This window comes from Pseudomonas sp. W5-01, from assembly GCF_046540435.1.
Taxonomy (GTDB): domain Bacteria; phylum Pseudomonadota; class Gammaproteobacteria; order Pseudomonadales; family Pseudomonadaceae; genus Aquipseudomonas; species Aquipseudomonas graminis_B.
Window position 1 is genome coordinate 655,112 of the sequence record NZ_JAXCIP010000003.1, and the last position, 18,058, is coordinate 673,169.

An 18,058-nucleotide genomic window follows, 5' to 3' on the forward strand; every position below is an offset into this window, starting at 1 on the left:
ATCGCTTTTCAGCGTAGACAAAGTTCCGCAACATGGAAGTCGTTTGGCAATGTCACGCCCACGCGCACAAGGGGGCACACGTGCTGGTGACCGGAATCCTCTGGATAGCGTTTTTCATCATTAACTTCAACGTGGTGATGATGATCCCGCTGCTGCCTTTTATTCAGCGTGATCTGCACCTTTCTTCCAGTGAGTCAGGGTGGATATTGGCCGCTTTTCCGGTCGTGGCGCTGATCAGCAATCTCGCCCTTGGTCCGCTGATTGATCGCTTTGGCAGAAAGCTGTTTATCACGGTGGGAGGGGCTGCTTGCTGCTGCACGCTGCTGATCACCGCCGCATCCTACAGCGCTTCGATGATCGTGCTGAGTCGGGCGGCGACAGGGCTGTTCATGCCGATGATTGGCGCATCGATTTTCGCCGCCCTGGCGGACTATGTCCCCGAGCCCAAACGCACCAGGGCAGCCGGGTATGTCACCACCGCCGCGCCCATTGCCTTTTTGTGCTCGCTGTCGATGGGCGTTGTCGTCGGAGGGCTGCTGTCGTGGCAAGTCACGGTCATTGGCCTCGCGCTTGTCTGCGCCGCCCTTGCCGGACTGGCGCTTACCTTTCCCACACCGCCTTCAGCTTCGTTGTCCTCTTCCAGAATAAGCCGAGCCATGTACAAGGAGCGCTTGACGTCGCTGTCGGCCAGTCCCGGCACCCGCCCGCTAATGGCGGCGTACTTTTGCTGGTCGATTGGCGTGTACGTTTTTCTGGGGCTGTATCCGAGCTGGCTGGTGCAGCACAGCCTGTCCTCATTCGGCTTCGATACCGTCGGCTCGGTCATCTTTATTGGCGAGGTCGGCGGACTGTTCGGCGCGATGCTTTCCGCCAGGCTTGCCAGTCGGTTCAACAATCCGTTGCGCCTGTGCGCCGTCGCCTCGATGGCGATCGCGGTGGTGATTCAGGTGATCCCATGGGGCGAGGGCTCGCCGTTTACGCAAGGCGCCGCCTACATGGCTTTCGCGTTCGGCCGAGACCTGATGCTGGCGTTGATCCTAGGCGATGCCATGGGGCTGGTTGAAGCGTCGCGCAGGGGAAGTCTTAACTCATCGCTCAACGCGGTCTACCAAACCGGCGGCACGCTGGGGGGATTGTTGAGTGCTTGGCTCTATGGCTTGAGCACCGGGTACTTTGCGAATGTCGTGGGCGCTTCGCTGGCGTTCGTGGCGTCTGCGGTTTTGCTGCACGGTATCTCGGGGGCGAGGATTCGTTCCTGAGGTCGCCACGGGAGTGTGTACTGCCATTTGTAGTCGGTGAGCCTGAAGCGGGCGCCTGACGCCCGCCCGCAGTGCTTGCATTGCCCCCACGACTATCAGGCGTTTTAAAAAAGAGCGAAAGCGCGTGATTGCATTGCTCTGTGCGCGGAACCGATCGGCCCTCCAGCGCCACACAAGGGCAACCCACTCACCACGCGAACCTCACAGCGATCGCCCCGTGACAACATCCAACACGCCTGCACCTGTGCAAGCGGCCATGAGTGGGCTTGGGGCACTGCCAACCGACCTTTCAGTTTGGAGAAAAAACGTGAAATTACCCGGAATCGGCGCCTCGTCGCCCAAGACGCCTGACATTACCCCCCATGCCTCCAAGCCGGACGCCAAACCGACGCCCGACGCGGGCAAACCGACGAATAGCCCCAATGACTCCGGTAACGGCGGCAGCCGCGCCACCGGTAACTTCAGCAACGTGGCCCAAGGTACCGGGGCTCTGGCCAGCGGCGGCGCGGCCATCTATCGGGCTGACCAAAGCACGCAGAATTCCCAATACGCCGCTCAGTCCCCCACAGGCGCGGTCAACTATGGCGGCCCTGCCGGGAGTGGCGCGCCGGCCGCTTTGCAAAACCAGTCTCTGGCTGAGCAAAGCCCGGGGCTGAGCAACAACGGTGAGGCTTCGAAGCCGTCTTCTCCCTTGATGCAGCTGCTTGATAAGTTAATCGGGGCGCTGTTGCAGCCGTTCGGTGGCGGGGCGAGTGCGCATTCCGCCGGCGATTCTGCCCGCACCCAGACCAAGGACGCCCCTGTGGCGGAGAAAGGCGATGACAAGAACGGACTGGCATCGGCCGCTGGCGAAGTGGGCAAAGCGCTGTGGATGGTCCCCGGCTTGAGTAACGTCATGACGGGGATCGGTGAGTCTGATGGCAGCGCTGGCGGGATGATCAAAGGCGGGGTTGAAGGCGGGGTGCACACCGCCAAAGGCGCGGCCGAAGGCCTGATCGGCGGTGGCGGCAACCCGGCGGCCATGGCGGCTGGCGCCTATGCCGGCGCCTTGTCAGAAACCAAAGCGGCACCCGAAGAGGTGCGCAACGTCGCGGGCATGCTCTAAACGATTCCTGCCGCATGTTTCTTTTGGGGGACATGCCTGGCAGGGCCTGAATCAGGGTACTGAGGATCATCTCCGACAACAGAAACCTTGTAAAAACTGGTCTTTGAGATACGCCACCAGAGCAGTGACAGCCCTGGGAATTTGTGGCGAGTAAGGTCGAACCAGATTGATCTCGTCCGAGAACGCCCCCTTGAGTTGCCAGTGCTCAAGTAGTTGAACCAGAGAACCTTCCCCCCAACGCTGCCTGAGCGCTGATGTTGTTGCCGAGCGAGAGCGACAGGTGCAGTCAACCTGAGAAGCCCACGCACAGCGCCTGCCGAGTGCCTGACGTCTAAAAAACGTTTGGCGATATGCACACAGGCGTCGCGCACCTGTGCGACCAGTTCGCTGCCTGCATCGTCCCCATCAATAGCAGTGTCTGTGTGGCGGAAGTCCTCGACCCTGCTTATCCCGTCAAAAAGTACCGCTCCGGGCTCGAAAAGGGCAGAGGCGTAGGGTGGACTAAAGCGAATCCATCTCCGCGCGCGTGATGCTGCACGTTTGATGGCAAATAACAGCCGGATTCAAGCTGCGAAGAAAGCTGTCGATAAGAGTGATGTCGGAATGATATCGACCAGATTGTTCGCGAAAAAAACTAAAAGCCGGAGCGAAGGATGCTCCACTGTCGAAGTGCACACCTATGTTTAGCAAACTCAGTATTACCCAAAAGCTCTATCTCAGTTTCGCCGCGATCGTGGTGATTCTGGGCGTTCTTGTCTTCAGTGCCTATCGTGGTTTTGGTCAGGTCGACAGCGCAATTAACAGCAACGTCCACACGTATCGTGTGTTAAATCAGTCCCAGATGGCCCTTGAACAGTTGATCAATATCGAGACCGGCATGCGCGGCTTCGTGATTACTGGCAAGGACAACTTTCTTGAGCCGCAGATTGCCGGTGAAGCGAAGTTTTCCGATGCGTTGGCAACGCTCAAATCATTGACGATTGATAACGCCGAACAACAGAAACGACTGGCTTCATTGGCGCAGTTACAAACACGCTGGCTGGACGAAGATGTTCATTCGATCATTGCTCAGCGTCGTCAATTGGCACAAAGCGGCAACTCCGATGATTCGGTTGATCAGCGCATCGACAGTGGCGCGGACAAAGCCAAAATGGATGGCATGCGCGGGATCATTTCAGATATCTCGCAGACGGAAGAAGCCCTGCTGGCACGGCGCACTCAAGAGATGAACGACGCCAAGGATCGCGCGATCACGATCCTGATGGCCGGTGGGCTGATTGCCGCCGTTCTGGCAATCATTCTGGCTTACGCCTTGGGCCGCACGGTCCGTGCCCGCCTGCAGGTGGCTATCGACGCGGCAACCGCAGTCGCCGAGGGCAGACTGGACACGGTGATCGATACCAGTACCAGCGATGAACTGCCGAAGGCGTTTGCTCGTATGCAAGCTCGCCTGCGAGAGATGATCCAGCAGATCAATCAAGCTGCCAGCCAGTTGATCGAGTCCGTACAGAACATCTCAGGGGCGTCGCAGCAGCTTTCCGGCGCGGTGAGCGAACAATCCAACGCAGCATCAGCGATGGCGGCCACGGTTGAAGAGCTGACGGTCAGTATCAATCATGTTTCCAATAACGCGGGGGAGGCCGGTGGACTTGCCAGTCGCTCTGGTCAGCAATCGTTGGATGGATCGGCCGTTATCCAGAACACCCTTATCAGCATGAATGGTATCGCCAAGACCGTGCAGCATGCGTCGACCAAAGTGTCGGAGCTGGGTCAACACTCCGAGCAGATTTCCACCATCGTCAGTGTTATTCAGGGCATCGCAGATCAAACCAATCTGCTTGCCCTCAATGCGGCCATTGAGGCGGCGCGGGCGGGGGAGCAGGGTCGCGGCTTTGCAGTCGTGCCCGACGAGGTGCGGTTGCTGGCGCAGAACACCGGTAAATCCACCAAGGAAATTGCCGGGATGATCGACAAGATCCAGCTCGGCGTCCGCGATACCGTGGAGAGCATGCGCAGCGGCGTGATGGAAGTTAGCCAGGGCGTTGAGATGGCGGAGTCGGCAGGCAAGGCGATTACCGAAATCAGTGAAAGCTCTGGCCAGGTGCTCGTGGTCGTCGAACAGATATCGCTGGCATTGCGTGAGCAAACAGCGGCCAGTCAGGACGTCGCCCGTAACGTCGAGCGATCTGCACAGATGTCCGAGCAGAATAATCTGTCCGTGCAAGACCTTTTGCGCAGCAGCCATGATCTGAATCAGCTGGGGATAGGGCTCAAGCAGGAAGTGGGTCGGTTCCGTCTGTAAGACTGTCAGAAATGATGTGTTCTTGAAGATGAGTGCGGAAGGCTTGCCGGTATGTCGGGCAGAAGAACACTGCCCTGGCGTCCCCCGTGAGCTTCCCGGCTGGTCTATTGGCGGGCTAAGCAGTCGCGCGGGATCCGGGCGAGGTTCGGCTGGGTGCACAACCCGATCTTTACCATGCCGGTTCGAGGTGACTTTTTTCACCCTTAAAGACTCACCCTGAACAGGCCGCCCCAGCGAAGACGCTGGGTGCTGCATGAGCGCTAACCCGTGATGGCCTCATATATTTCTCTTTCGATACATAACAGGCTTGCAACTGGGTATGTATTGTCCGACACTCTCGCTATCGGCTTCGACAATATACAGGCGCCATTGCGGTGACTATCGAAGGTGCATTGGATTAAGTATTTCTATATAGCCCGCGTCGCGACAACGGTATATAAGAAAAGGTCCAATTCGGCAGACGGGCGGCATGTATTAATCCCGGCACCCCCGGAAACACTGGGGCAAACGCCCATTAAGTTGCTCAAGAAGTTTCCACTCCCAACGAAATAAAAACCCCTAATCGACTGTTCATAACTTCAGAAGTTTCACACTGGATAATTAAACATTCTTTTTGCCCATCTGTGTTTGCAGTCATCCCTATTAGTGTTAATAATCCCGACTGCTCCGGGAAGCAAGGCAATGCGCCATCTCACAAGAAGTGAATATCAAGTCTGAATTCTGATTAAGTCCCCGGCCCAATAAACTCAATTCTCAGTTCGTTCAAGACGCAATGACGCCTTGAGCAGCGAGTAGGCGCGGAACATCCGTGTGAGGAGGGCATCATCGCTCGTAGTCATTCCGGGATTAAAATCCTGTCGATTTTCGGTACACGTCCGGAAGCCATCAAGATGGCCCCGCTGGTAAAGGCACTGGCTGCAGAGCCGGGTATTCACTCGCAGATCTGCATCACCGGCCAACACCAGAGCATGCTCAAGCAGGTGCTGGAGCTGTTCGATCTGAAAGCTGATTTCACGCTCGATGTGATGACGCCGCATCAGACCCTCAACTCGCTGACAGCCGCGCTGTACGGAGCCATTGATCCGGTGCTGGAAATCACCCGGCCGGACCGTGTGCTGGTGCATGGCGACACCACGTCCGCCATGGTCGCGTCGATGTGCGCCTTCCATCGCCGGATCCCTGTGGGGCATGTCGAAGCCGGTCTTCGCACCGGTGACATCTACAGCCCATGGCCTGAAGAGATGAACCGCCGGTGCATCGATCTGAGTGCCGACATGCTGTTCGCTCCGACCGATGAATCGCGCCGCAATCTGCTGGGCGAGCGCTTGCAAGGGCGTTCCTACGTGACCGGTAACACGGTCATCGATGCCCTGCAGTTGACGGCTCAACGCATTGATCAGAACGCTGAACTGCGTACCCGGCTGGATCAGCAATACTCCTTCCTGCGCAACGACCGCAAAGTGCTGCTGGTGACCGGCCATCGTCGGGAAAACTTCGGTGACGGCTTCCTGGATATTTGCAAAGCCTTGCGTCAACTGGCCCAGCGCAGTGATATCCAGATCGTCTACCCGGTGCACTTGAACCCGAACGTCCTGGGCCCGGTGACCGAGCATTTAGGCGGCTTGGCCAATGTGCACCTGATCGAGCCGCTGGATTACCTCGCGTTCGTGCGTCTGATGCAGCGCGCCCACGTGATCCTTACCGATTCCGGCGGCGTGCAGGAAGAGGCGCCAAGCCTGGGCAAACCGGTACTGGTCATGCGCGATGTGACCGAACGGCCTGAAGCTGTTGCGGCGGGCACCGTGCGGCTGGTCGGCACTTCTCCGGACTCGATCATCAGCGGCGTCAACGCGCTGTTTGACGACGACCTGCTGTGGCGCCGCGCGTCCCAGGCGGCCAACCCGTACGGTGACGGCAAGGCCAGTTCGCGCATCGTTGATGCCTTGATGGGCCGCCCGGTCAACGACTTCGTGGTCGGCCAGTTGCACGTGCCCAGATACCTCGAGTACGGGCACAGCGCCCCGGCACGGGACGACAACCGTCCGTCGTCCACTTACCAGTAACAAACGCCCGACCCCTCTATTAGCTTGAGATCTGCCTGAATGAAGTCTTCCGTTGCCACCCAAACGGGCGCACTTAGCGCCCTTGTCTGTGGCGTGAGCCTGCTCGCGCTCATGCCCAACTTTGCCCTGGCGGCGGACAGCCCGCTCACCGAGGCGATCAACCGACTCAATGCCGATACGCTGCAACACCGGGAGATTCGCCTGAGAGATCTGGGCATCGACGCCCCCATCGTGCTCGGCTCCACGGATTCGCGCCGCGAACTGTACCTGCCGGTTCCGGCGGGTGTGCCGTTGGCCGATGCGTCGCTGAACTTCGATGCCAGCTACCTGAATGGGGAGGGCGGTCGCAACACCCTGCTGCTGTCCCTGGATGGCTATCCGGTACGGGCCGAAGGCCTCAGCGAAGCGCAAGGCAATGCCAGCTCCACGCTCGGCGTGGACAAGGCCGCTCGCAACAGCGGTTCGGTACGCCTGGGCGTGGCCTGGTCGTCGATCGTTTCTCGCGTGCTGTGTGAAGACGAACGCGCGATTGGCAACGTGTTGCGCATCGAACCCGACACCCGCCTCAATTACAGCTACGACGCCAACCTGTTGCAGGACGTCGGCGCTGCCTGGACCGCATTGCCGGCCAAGCCGGGCATCATGGTCGCGCCGGGCAGCCTGGCAGTCGGCACGTACGACGCCGCCTGGCGCCTGGGCGTTGTGCTGGAACGGATCGGCAAACATGCGCGCATCCTGTCTTTCCCTGCCGTGCAGGACAGCGTTGACCTGAGCGCACTGCGCATTCCGGCCGAACTGCAGAGCATTCCGGCCTTCGCCAGCCTCAACGGCAAGGGCCCGCATGCCCTGGCCAACCCGGCGGAAATCGGTGCATTGCTGATGCTCGGCCAGACCCCTGACGTGCAGGCCGACCTGGCGATCAACGACCCGCAATTGCTCAAGGCGATCAACGAATCCCTGGACGCCTTGCAAAGCCAGATTCAAGGTGTGGACGCCACAGCTGCCAGCGCGTTCACGCAATGGCGCGAGCGTCACGTGAACGCCGGTTTGGCCGCCAAGGGCACGGATAACGTCCGTCTGGCATTGCTCGGCACCCGTCCGGTGCTGATGATCGCCCCTGAATCGACCGGCAAGGCCATGGCCCTGTTCAGCAGCGCCTGGAACAAACTGGCCCGCAGTCGCACGCTGACCGTCAGCGAAGCGCAGATGCCATTGAGTGCCGACGGCCGTGTGGCCTTGACCAATCTGGGCGGCAACCCCGGCACCATCGACGTGCTCGCCAAGTCCGACTGGAGCGCCTCCTTCCCCCTGGGCAGCGTGGCTTACGACGGTCGCCTGCCGGTCAAGGCCGTGATGGATGTGTCCGCCGCGCCTGGCGCTTCGGACACTGCCCCGGTGGCGTCACTGTTCCTCAACGATTACCTGATCGGCGCGCAACAGTTGCTTGCCAACGGTGAGAAACAGCGCATCGAAGCGCGTATCCCGAGCTACGCCCTGGGTTCCAAGAACGTCCTGCGTGTCTCGTTCCAGCGTCAGCCCGTCAGTGATCGCTGCCTGGAAACGCCGCAAGCGTTCCCGGTTTCCGTATTGCCGACCAGCCACATCGTGCTGGACAAAATTTCACTGGATGACGGTTTCTCCGGCATGGCCGCCCGTTACGCCACGAACACGCAGATCCTCGTGCCCCAGGCTTACCTGGATTACCCGGCCAGCAGCTTGCCGCAGGTGATCTCGGTGGCTGACGGTGCGGGCGTTTCGCCGCTTCGCGCTGAACTCAAAGTCAGCAGCGATCCTAAAGCCACGGTCACGCCGGACAAAGACTTTCTGGCCTTCGAGCTGCCGCTCAAGGACAGCAAGGAATCGGTTCGCGTCGATGACCAGGGTCGCCTGCGCATCAACCACCAGGATCAGCCGCTGCTGGACCTGTCGCCGCTCAACCACCTGGCGTCATTGCAGGCCGTGGATGCCGGTGGCCAGCACGGTCTGGTCTATCGCGTCCTGGGCAGCGATGCCCCGGTATTCGCCAAGCCCGTGCTGTTGCCCCGCGGCGACGTGTCAATCCTGGGCGACAACGGTGTCGTGAACACCTTCGACAGCAAGGATCCGAGCGGTAGCCAGTTCATCGACAAAGAGGAGCCCAAGGGCCTGGACGCCTGGCGCACGCCTTCGCTGTTGTGGCTGATTCCCGGCGGCATCCTGTTGGTGCTTATCCTGATGTTGGCTGGCCGTAGCGCCCGTCGCAATCGCCAGTAACGGAACCCTTCGATGACGTCGCTTTATTGGCCCTACTGGCTGGCTCATTACTACAGCTTCCTGGAAGTCGCGACCATTGTGGTCGCGGTGCTGATCCTGATTTCCAGCCTGGACGATCTGTTCATTGACTTGTGGTACTGGTCTCGCCGCCTGTTTCGCAAGTTCACCGTGGACCGCAAATACCGGCCACTGACCGCCCAGCAATTGCTGGACCGGGATGAGCAGCCACTGGCGATCATGGTTCCGGCCTGGCTGGAATACGACGTCATCGCGCCGATGATCGAGAACATGGTGTCGACCCTGGACTACCAGAACTACGTGGTCTTCGTCGGCACTTACATCAACGACCAGCGCACCATCGATGAGGTGGAGCGCATGCGTCGGCGTTACAAGCAATTGCACCGTGTGGAAGTCCCCCATGCCGGGCCGACCTGCAAGGCTGACTGCCTGAACTGGGTGATTCAGGCGATTTTCCTGCATGAACAAACCCACGGCATGACCTTCGCCGGTGTCGTGCTGCACGACAGCGAAGACGTGCTGCATCCGCTGGAACTGCGCCTGTTCAACTACCTGTTGCCACGCAAGGACATGATCCAGCTGCCGGTCGTTTCCCTGGAACGCAACTGGTACGAATGGGTGGCCGGTACGTACATGGACGAGTTTGCCGAATGGCATGGCAAGGACCTGGTGGTCCGTGAAAGCATGACCGATACCGTGCCCTCGGCCGGCGTCGGTACCTGCTTCTCGCACCGGGCCCTGAGAGTGCTGGCCGGGGAAACCCAGAACCAGCCGTTCAACACCGACAGCCTCACCGAGGACTACGACGTTGGCGCACGCCTGGCCAAGGTCGGCATGAACGCCATCTTCGTGCGCTTCCCGGTGGAATTCCGGGTGCTGCGCAAATCGTGGTTCCGCAAACCCTACGAATCAACCCTGAAGATGCCGCTGTGCGTACGCGAATTCTTCCCGGACACCTTCCGCACGGCGTTCCGCCAGAAAGCGCGCTGGACCCTGGGCATCGGCCTGCAAGGCTGGGAGCAGATGGGCTGGAACGGCTCGCTGGCCAACCGTTACCTGCTGTTTCGCGACCGCAAGGGCGTGGTCACAGCGTTTGTCAGCATCCTGGCCTACGTGATCCTGGTGCAACTGGTGGCGCTGATTATCCTGCGCCAGAGCGGGCTGTGGAACGTGAGCTTCCCGACGCCGTTCGAATCCAACGGCTGGATCAAGTACCTGCTGATTGCCAACGGCCTGGCCCTGGGCTGGCGCATCCTGCACCGCTGCTACTTCACCACGGTGCTGTACGGCTGGCAGCACGGCTTGCTGTCGCTCCCGCGCATGGTGGTGGGCAACTTCGTCAACTTCATGGCCGCCTCTCGGGCGTGGCGCATGTTTCTGGTGGGCAAGGTGCTCAACCGCAAGCTGGTCTGGGACAAGACCATGCACGACTTCCCGTCCACCGACCTGGTCGCTGCCGCACCGCGCAAACTGGGCAGCGTGTTGTTGTCCTGGCAGGCCATCAACGACAGCAATCTGCAAACCGCACTGGACGAACAACAAACCCGCCACATGCCACTGGGCCGTATTTTGCTCAGCCACGGCTGGCTGGATGACGAAACCCTGGCGGAAGCCATCGCGTTTCAGAACGATCTGCCGCGGGTGTTCGATGTGGCCCACAAAGCCAATCCATCGCTGCTGGCCGACGAGTTCGCCCTGCGCTGGCGTGTTGTGCCACTGGGGACCAACGAGGAGGGCCGTGGGCAGATCGCCGTCGCCAGCCCGCTGTCCGCTGAAGGCCTGCAACAGATCAGCGATGAGCTGGGCAGCGAGCCGGTGCAGCTGATTGCCCGTGAAAGCGAGATCGTCGCGCAACTGCGAAACGTCTATGCGCTCGACGGCCAACCGGTGCCCAACGCCCGCGCGCCGATGCTGGGCGACCTGTTGATCGAAATGGGCCTGCTGGACCGCGACGTGTTCAACCGCACCATGCTTAATTACCGCCCGCAGCACCACGGGCGCATCGGCGACTATCTCGTCGACAGCGGCGTGCTGCCTCGGACCACCATCGAACAGGCCGTGGCCCGTCAGCACAGTCATTACCCAACGGAGCTCCCGGCATGAACCGCCCTTTCCTGACGCTCATGGCCACGGGGCTGACCCTTTTGCCTGCGCTGGTGCATGGCGAAATTCTGCCGCTGCCGTTGACCGGTCCCGCGTATCAGGCGGCCAATGAGGCCTACAGCGCCTACGATCGCAAGGACTACGACCTGGCCATCGCCAAGGCCCGCGAAGCCTTGCGTCAGCGCGCCGATGTCACCCGTCTGAACCGGCTGATCGTGCAGGCGCAACGAGACAAGGAACAACGCGACAACCCCAAGCGCTACCCGCAGTCGCCTTCGCGCCCGGCCCCCGGTTTCAGCGCGGCGGCCCAAGCGTTCAAGGCCTACGATCGCGAAAACTTCGGCGTCGCCGCGCAGGCCGCTCGCAAAGCGATCGCCCAGGCACCCAGGCGCATGGATTACCGCCTGCTGCTGATCGAATCCCTGCAACGCCAACAGCATCTGGAGGAAGCCGATCAGGCCACCACCGAAGCCCTGCGGGTGTTCCCGGATGACGACACCTTGCTGATGCGTCGCGAAGCGATTCGCCGTCAGCTCGCCGCGCCACTGGCCATCGCCGGTTATCGCGCGCTGGAACAAGGCAACCTGCCACTGGCCGTGGATCAAGCCCGCAAGGCCGTGGCCTGGGCACCGGAAATCGGCGCTCACCAGCAGTTGCTGATCAGCGCGCTGATCGCCAACAAGGATTACCGCGCCGCCGAACTGGCCGCCACCGGCGCGCTGGCCCAGGACGATGGCGAAACCGCGCCATGGATTCTGCGCAGCTATGCCCTGGATCGTCAGGGCAAGACCCAGGCGGCACAGGCCGACCTGAACCGGGCCTTGTCCATCGAAGGCTTGCTGGATTCTGAAGTGCGCGAGATTCGCTTTTTCGCCGCCGACCTGGCGCTGGCCAACAACGAGCCGCAGCAGGCCCTGGATCAATTGCAAAAACTGCCCGCCGACACGGGCGGTGAAGTCGCCCGCCGTCGCGCCGCCGCCCAGGTTGCGTTGCGCCAGAAGGACAATGGCCTGAAAACCGCGACGCGTTTTCCGGCCCCGGCCCTTAACTGCCAGGAAAGCGCATTCGGCCTGATCTGCGATATCTGGCCGGGCAACCAGCGCGATGGCGGCACGGACACGGCCGTGCAGGCTTACGCTGCGCTGGCCCGCAAGGACGCCGCTTCGGCTGCGGCCCTGGCCAGCGAAGCCATTCGCCGGGCGCCGCAGAATCCGGCATATCGCAGTCTCTTGGTCAGCGCCCTGACCGAGCAGAAGCGCCTGCCCGAAGCCATATCTGCGGCCAGCGATGGCCTGCAAGCCAATGGCGACGACGCCCGTCTGCTGGCCCAGCGCGGTCGGTTGAAGCAGCAGACCGGTGACGATGCCGGTGCCCGCAAGGACTTCACCCAGGCCCTGGCCTTGGGCAGCCTGCCCACGTATGAAGAAGCCAGTCTCTATGCTGCCCTGGGGCAGCGTCGTACGGCGCGGGAACGCCTTCAGGTCGCCCGCGACGCTGGCGAACTGGATGGCATGAGCGATCTGCAAGTGGCTTACCTGTCGGTACAGGCCGGCGACGATGACAGCGCCCATGAGTCATTCCGCAAGGCTGACGCTGCCGCGCCTCTCGCGCCGACAGCGACTCAGGACGCGGCCTACAACGCGATGCGGGTCAGTGACGACGAACACGCTGTCGGCTATTTCAAGCGGGTTATCGACGCCAAAAATAGCGGCGAGCTGGACATGACCGACCAGCAGCTGTTCGACACCCGTCGCGCCGTGGCCGATGTGTCGCGCACCTGGGGCCTGACCAGCACCACCAGTTATCGCGGCAACAGTTCCACCAGTGGCCTGAGCTCGGCGCCCAGCACTGGCAGCAATAATGGCAACAGCGGCAGTGGCAGTAGCAGCAACGACAGCCTGCAGAACAGCACCGAACTGTCGTGGCGTCCGCTGGGTTACCGCAACGCCCGTTTCGTCGAACTGTATGGCCGGGTCACCGACACGCTGTGGAGCAAAAACAGCGATTCGGACACCGGCCTGGATGCACTGCAAGGCGCTTTGGGCGTGCGGGTCAAGCCGTTCACCTCGTTGAACGTCATGGCGGCCGTGGAACGCACCTTTCCCCTGGGTTCTTCCGACGTCGACGGCGACTGGCTGTTGCGGCTGGGTTACGGCTCCAGCATCGGCACCGATTTGCGGGTTGATGTCCCCAGTTGGTGGACGTCGCAGTTGTTCGCCGAGACCGGTCATTACGTCAACGACTCGCGCAATTACATCAACAGCGAGTGGCAGGGTGGTCGCAGCTACGCCATTGGCGGCGCCGGCTCGCGCTGGGTGACGTTCCCCCACGTGGTGGCCGCGTTCGACTACGACTCCAAGATGGACAGCGAAACCCGCTCCGATGGCAGCACTGACTACTCTTCCGGCCGTGCGGCTGGCGTCGGCGTGGGTAACAACGTGCGCTACTGGTTCCGCGAAGACGCGTACAACGCGCCGCGCTCCTATGTGGATTTTTCGCTGCAATACCGAGTGAAAGTGTCTGGCGATGACCGCGCCAAAGGTGTTTTCGCTCGTCTGACTTACTCCTATTGAGGACGGATATGCACCCTCGTATGTATTGGCTGATGTCGCTTGGACTGAGCCTGGGCATGGCGTCGACAGCGGCTCAGGCTGCTTCGGAAATCGCTCAACTCTATGCACCGAAACTGCCGGAAGGCTCTTCCTGGGTGCGGGTGGTCAATCCCGCCGACGGCGCCGTGCAAGCGAGCGTGGATCGCAAGCCCGGCGTTGCCCTGTCTGCGCAGTCGGTGGTGGCCAGTCCTTTCCAGGTGGTGGACTCGCGGCAACCGCTGCGCATCACGATCAACGAGCGTGAGCTCAAGGGCCTGAACGTCCCGAAAAACGCCTTTGTCACGGTGATTCTGGGCAGCGATCCTGCAGCGGCCCCCCGGCTGGTGATCGACCCGCAGCCGCGCGGCAAAGACTTGCGTGCCGAACTCAACGTCTACAACCTCAGCGCCGGCTGTGAGAAAGCCGATATCAAGCTGGCCAACGGCTCCAGCGTATTTAGCCAGCTGCCGCTCAACGGCCAGGCGCAGCGCACTATCAATCCGGTGCAGGCGACGCTGATTGCCAGCTGCGATCAAAGCGCCAGCCTGCCGCTCAAGCTTGAGCCATTCAAGGCCGGTGACCGTTACAGCCTGTTCCTGGTCGGCTCACGCCAGACCCCCCGCCTGATTGGCCTCGTTGACCAGACTGCCCCATGACCTCTTTAGTAAAACTTCACCATATCCTGCGCCGCCCTCCGGTATCCGGCCTGATTGCCGGTGTGCTGCTGAGTCTGTCCGGCGCCGCTGCCCAAGCCGATTCCGCAGTGATCACCGGGCAGGGCGGTTGGTTATTTCCTGCGTGGGAAAGCCTGAACACCGTCGATCACGCCGGCATTGCCCGGGACATCGCCCTGATCAAAGACGTCCAACACCAACTTGAGCGCGAGAAAATCGCGCTCGTGGTGCTGGTGGTGCCGATGAAAGCGCCGTTCTACGCCCAGCGCCTGCCTGCCGACCACCCTCTGAGCCCGGCCGTGGTGCAGCGCTACGACCGTTTGCAAGGCGAACTGACGAAGGCTGGCCTGACGACGCTGAACATCAAGCCGATACTCCAAGCCACGGAGCAGGGCAAGCAGACGGCGTTTTACCGCGCCGATTACCACTGGACCGCGTGGAGCGCCGAAAACACGGCCGATGCCACTGCGAAACTGATCACCGGACGCTATCGCCTGCAGGGTGAACCCGGCGGCGGTGCAGTGCTGGGGGAGTGGTTCGACAAGCGTGCGTTCGGCGATCTGGCCAGCAACTTCCTGCCGTCGATCAAGCGCAAGGCCATCGGCCGAGACATATACACCGTGCGCCATCAAGTTGAGAAAGACCTGCTGATCGACGACGCCCCGGCACCTGTTCAGGTCATCGGCAACAGCTTCGTGCAGCCTTACCTCGGCTATACCCAAAAGCTGTCCAACGCCCTGGACCGCCCGGTCACGTTGACCTGGAACCCCGGCGACGTCGGCCCCTGGGCAACACTGCTGCAATACCTCGAATCACCGGACTTTGCTCAGCACAAGCCGCAGGTGATCGTGTGGCAATTCAACGAGGGCCAGTTCCACCTCGGCCCCGATGCAGCCGCCCAGTGGAATGCCAAGGGAGTGACGTCGTTGGGCCAGTGGCGCCAGCGCATCAACAAGGCCCTGCCTTGAAGATTCTCCCGGGGCGCCTCGGGCGTGCGACTCTAGCTGTCCTGCTGCTCGCAGCGACACTGGTCACAGGCACCGCCATGTTTTACGTCACCACGCAAAAACGGCTGGACCCTGGCATCGTTGGCATCGTCTGGCAGCCCGATAACAAAACAGTGGGCATCAAGGGGCAATGGGACCAGCTCGGAGCCAAAGAATTGTTGGTGCAATGGACCGTGGTGGACGATCAGGCGTTTGTGCCTGGCACCGGTCTGCCCAGCGTGCCGGTCCTGCCCGATTGGGCACGTATCGCCAAAGAGCCCTGGGCTCAGGATGTGATTATCGGCCTGGCGGGATACTTCAGCGAAAACCGCTCCCGGGACAACATCGAGCAACTGGCGGCCGTCTCGGAGCGCATCGCCAAACTGCCGACGCCGCTGCACGTCACCGGCTACTACTTCCCGGCCGAAGTCGACCCCAGCTGGACCCGTGCCAAGGAGCTGCCTGCGCTGCTGGCCAAGCTTCCGCGTCCGTTGTGGATCAGCGTCTATGACGGCGCCAACATCGGCCCGGCCGCCACAGCAGACTGGCTCAAGCAATGGCTGCCAGACGACATCGGCGTATTCTTTCAGGACGGCGTCGGGGTCTACGCCCGTACTGCACCGGTAGCCCGCACCTACGCCGACACCCTGCGTGAACGCTTGGGCAAGGACCGCGTGCGCATCATCGTCGAAGCCTTCCGCCCTAACTACGGCGGCGGTTTCCGCTCCGCAACGGCCGCCGAACTCAAACCGCAGCTCGCCGCCTATGACGGCTACCCGCTGTACCTGTTCGATGGCCCGCATTACGTGACGCCGGCGTTGGTGAAAGCGTTGGCGAAGTAATTATTCACGTCCCGTTTCGCGCGTGGGAGACGTCACCAGACGATGGGGGTGTCGTCCCAGGCCCAAAAGGTCCCGCTGTCGGCCGGCCCATGTGCGCCCACCACCTCAAGAATACGGTCCGCCGAGAACGCCGGTTCGAACAACTGGCCCTCAGGCACGTTCCCCTGGAATGGCCGAGACAGCTCGGTGTCGGTCGTGCCTGGGTGTATGGCCAGGACAGTCGAGGCAGGGTTCAACCGTTTCAGTTCGATGCTGGCCGTGTGCAGCAACTGGTTGAGCGCCGCTTTGCTGGCTCTGTAGCTGTACCAGCCTCCCAATCGGTTATCGCCAATAGAACCAACCCTCGCCGAGAGCGCCGCGAAGGTAGAAGGTTGTTTGCGCAATAAAGGGAGGAGGTGTTTAAGCAGCAGGATCGGCGCGAACGTGTTGGTCCCAAAGCTGGCTTGCAGGCTCGCAAGCGTCAACTGGGCCAAACCCTTTTCTGGTTTTGCGCCGTCCTGATGAAGAATGCCCAGCGCGCTGATAACCAGGTGCAGATGGTCGCATCCGGCAAGCGTCTCGCTCACGAGCGCTTCGAGGGATTGCTCATTGCGCGCGTCGCAGTCGACTCGCTTCAGGCGCTGGCCATAGCGTTCTGCAAGCGCTGCCAGTTCTGATGAGGTGCTGGCGTTTCGCGACACTCCCCATACCTGCGTCACATCATCGCGAGCCAGCAACGCCGCGCACAGTGCCAGGCCAATACCCCGGCTGGCGCCGCATATCAGCACATGAGCTTCGCTGTTCAGTTCGGGTATCAAACGCATAAGGCACCTTGAGGGGCGTGGCTGAAGTGTGTTTATGACCCTGAGTCAGGTTTTGACGTTCAGGTTTCGTGGCGTTCGGTTATGGACTAGCCTCTTCGCCAACCGTGATCATGGCACAGGACATTGGCTCATTCTCATGGGCGCTCTACACGCCTTACCCTGGAGAAAAATCATTTATGGAAAATAAACTGGCCTCCAAGACAGCCGTCGTTACCGGCGCGGCTCAAGGCATCGGTGCCGCCATTGCAAAACTCTTTGTGCAAGAAGGTTGCTTCGTTTACGTCACGGATATCAACGAAGCGCTTGGTCGTGCGGTTGCAAGCGCGTTGGGGGTGCGCGCCTGTTTTCTGCGTCTGGATGTGCGGCGTGAAGAAGATTGGCAACGATTGGCCGGGCAGATTTCAAATGACGGCCGCCGTTGGGATGTTCTCGTGAATAACGCGGGCATCACCGGATTCGAGGATGGCGCTGTGCGGCATGACCCGGAACATGCACGGTTGGAAGATTGGCGTTCGGTGCATCAAACCAATCTCGACGGGGTATTCCTCGGATGCAAATACGCCATTCGCTCCATGCGCCCGTCAGGCGCCGGTTCCATCGTCAACATCTCCTCTCGCTCCGGTCTGGTGGGTATTCCAGGTGCCGCCGCGTATGCGTCGTCCAAAGCTGCCGTTCGCAATCACACTAAAACGGTGGCGCTTTACTGCGCCGAACAAGGGCTGAAGGTTAGATGCAACTCGATACATCCCGCGGCCATTCTGACCCCCATGTGGGAACCCATGTTAGGCAGCGATGCCGGTCGCGAATCGCGAATGGCTGCGCTGGTTCGAGACACGCCGCTCAGGCGATTCGGAATGCCTGAAGAGGTGGCCGCTCTGGCCTTGTTGCTCGCGTCGGATGAAGCCACGTACATCACGGGCAGCGAGTTCAACATTGATGGTGGGCTGTTGGCCGGAACGGCTGCGACTCCCGCAATCGTAGGTGACAGCGAAACCTAGGCATTAATGTCGCGGGGGCGAGAGACGGTTCTGCCCGATAACGGGCCATCGCTGGCAGCAG

Annotated in this window: 12 protein-coding genes; 11 read left to right on the top strand and 1 reads right to left on the bottom strand. The window is 61.1% G+C overall.

The window, feature by feature from the left end; genetic code table 11:
- Positions 1-32 precede the first annotated feature (32 nt).
- From SLW75_RS12950 to SLW75_RS12995, 10 genes are all read left to right on the top strand, one after another.
- Positions 33-1,259, top strand: a complete 1,227-nt coding sequence (locus SLW75_RS12950) for an MFS transporter (RefSeq protein ID WP_410934611.1) — start codon at positions 33-35, stop codon at positions 1,257-1,259.
- 307 nt (positions 1,260-1,566) lie between these two features.
- Positions 1,567-2,364 carry a hypothetical protein gene (locus SLW75_RS12955; protein ID WP_065986498.1) on the top strand — a complete coding sequence of 266 codons (798 nt, stop codon included), beginning with the start codon at positions 1,567-1,569 and terminating at the stop codon, positions 2,362-2,364.
- Positions 2,365-3,043: 679 nt separating this feature from the next.
- Positions 3,044-4,666 carry a methyl-accepting chemotaxis protein gene (locus tag SLW75_RS12960; protein WP_410934612.1) on the top strand — a complete coding sequence of 541 codons (1,623 nt, stop codon included), beginning with the start codon at positions 3,044-3,046 and terminating at the stop codon, positions 4,664-4,666.
- An 890-nt stretch (positions 4,667-5,556) separates the two neighbouring features.
- Complete coding sequence (wecB, locus tag SLW75_RS12965) at positions 5,557-6,729, top strand: non-hydrolyzing UDP-N-acetylglucosamine 2-epimerase (protein WP_410929313.1); 1,173 nt, start codon at positions 5,557-5,559, stop codon at positions 6,727-6,729.
- 39 nt (positions 6,730-6,768) lie between these two features.
- Positions 6,769-8,982: a hypothetical protein gene (locus tag SLW75_RS12970; protein ID WP_410934613.1), complete on the top strand. Its 2,214-nt coding sequence runs from the start codon at positions 6,769-6,771 to the stop codon at positions 8,980-8,982.
- Between the two features lie 12 nt (positions 8,983-8,994).
- Positions 8,995-11,103, top strand: coding sequence for a glycosyl transferase family protein (locus SLW75_RS12975; RefSeq protein WP_065986506.1), 2,109 nt, complete (start codon positions 8,995-8,997; stop codon positions 11,101-11,103).
- Positions 11,100-13,676: an NfrA family protein gene (locus SLW75_RS12980; protein ID WP_410934614.1), complete on the top strand. Its 2,577-nt coding sequence runs from the start codon at positions 11,100-11,102 to the stop codon at positions 13,674-13,676. The genes SLW75_RS12975 and SLW75_RS12980 overlap by 4 nt, the downstream gene beginning before the upstream one ends.
- A gap of 8 nt (positions 13,677-13,684) precedes the next feature.
- Positions 13,685-14,350: an alginate O-acetyltransferase AlgF gene (locus tag SLW75_RS12985; protein ID WP_410934615.1), complete on the top strand. Its 666-nt coding sequence runs from the start codon at positions 13,685-13,687 to the stop codon at positions 14,348-14,350.
- The gene (locus tag SLW75_RS12990; protein ID WP_410934616.1) at positions 14,347-15,336 is read left to right on the top strand and encodes an alginate O-acetyltransferase AlgX-related protein; all 990 of its coding nucleotides are present in this window, start codon (positions 14,347-14,349) and stop codon (positions 15,334-15,336) included. Before SLW75_RS12985 ends, SLW75_RS12990 begins: the two co-directional genes overlap by 4 nt.
- Positions 15,333-16,196, top strand: a complete 864-nt coding sequence (locus SLW75_RS12995; RefSeq protein WP_065986511.1) for a hypothetical protein — start codon at positions 15,333-15,335, stop codon at positions 16,194-16,196. Before SLW75_RS12990 ends, SLW75_RS12995 begins: the two co-directional genes overlap by 4 nt.
- 32 nt (positions 16,197-16,228) lie before the next feature.
- Here SLW75_RS12995 and SLW75_RS13000 read toward each other — a convergent pair whose 3' ends face one another.
- Positions 16,229-16,999 (bottom strand): SDR family NAD(P)-dependent oxidoreductase, encoded by a 771-nt coding sequence (locus SLW75_RS13000; RefSeq protein ID WP_192134729.1) that lies wholly within the window; start codon positions 16,997-16,999, stop codon positions 16,229-16,231.
- A 176-nt stretch (positions 17,000-17,175) separates the two neighbouring features.
- Here SLW75_RS13000 and SLW75_RS13005 point away from each other — a divergent pair, with 176 nt between their 5' ends.
- On the top strand, positions 17,176-17,997 hold the full coding sequence (locus tag SLW75_RS13005) for an SDR family oxidoreductase (protein ID WP_410934617.1): 822 nt from the start codon (positions 17,176-17,178) through the stop codon (positions 17,995-17,997).
- Positions 17,998-18,058 lie beyond the last annotated feature (61 nt).

What these genes read in the sequence shown, in the direction of transcription:
- SLW75_RS12950 (WP_410934611.1), top strand. Translation starts at nt 33, where the DNA reads ATGGAAGTCGTTTGGCAATGTCACGCCCACGCGCACAAGGGGGCACAC.
- SLW75_RS12960 (WP_410934612.1), top strand. Translation starts at nt 3,044, where the DNA reads ATGTTTAGCAAACTCAGTATTACCCAAAAGCTCTATCTCAGTTTCGCC.
- wecB (WP_410929313.1), top strand. Translation starts at nt 5,557, where the DNA reads ATGGCCCCGCTGGTAAAGGCACTGGCTGCAGAGCCGGGTATTCACTCG.
- SLW75_RS12970 (WP_410934613.1), top strand. Translation starts at nt 6,769, where the DNA reads ATGAAGTCTTCCGTTGCCACCCAAACGGGCGCACTTAGCGCCCTTGTC.
- SLW75_RS12975 (WP_065986506.1), top strand. Translation starts at nt 8,995, where the DNA reads ATGACGTCGCTTTATTGGCCCTACTGGCTGGCTCATTACTACAGCTTC.
- SLW75_RS12980 (WP_410934614.1), top strand. Translation starts at nt 11,100, where the DNA reads ATGAACCGCCCTTTCCTGACGCTCATGGCCACGGGGCTGACCCTTTTG.
- SLW75_RS12985 (WP_410934615.1), top strand. Translation starts at nt 13,685, where the DNA reads ATGCACCCTCGTATGTATTGGCTGATGTCGCTTGGACTGAGCCTGGGC.
- SLW75_RS12990 (WP_410934616.1), top strand. Translation starts at nt 14,347, where the DNA reads ATGACCTCTTTAGTAAAACTTCACCATATCCTGCGCCGCCCTCCGGTA.
- SLW75_RS13000 (WP_192134729.1), bottom strand. Translation starts at nt 16,999, where the DNA reads ATGCGTTTGATACCCGAACTGAACAGCGAAGCTCATGTGCTGATATGC.
- SLW75_RS13005 (WP_410934617.1), top strand. Translation starts at nt 17,176, where the DNA reads ATGGAAAATAAACTGGCCTCCAAGACAGCCGTCGTTACCGGCGCGGCT.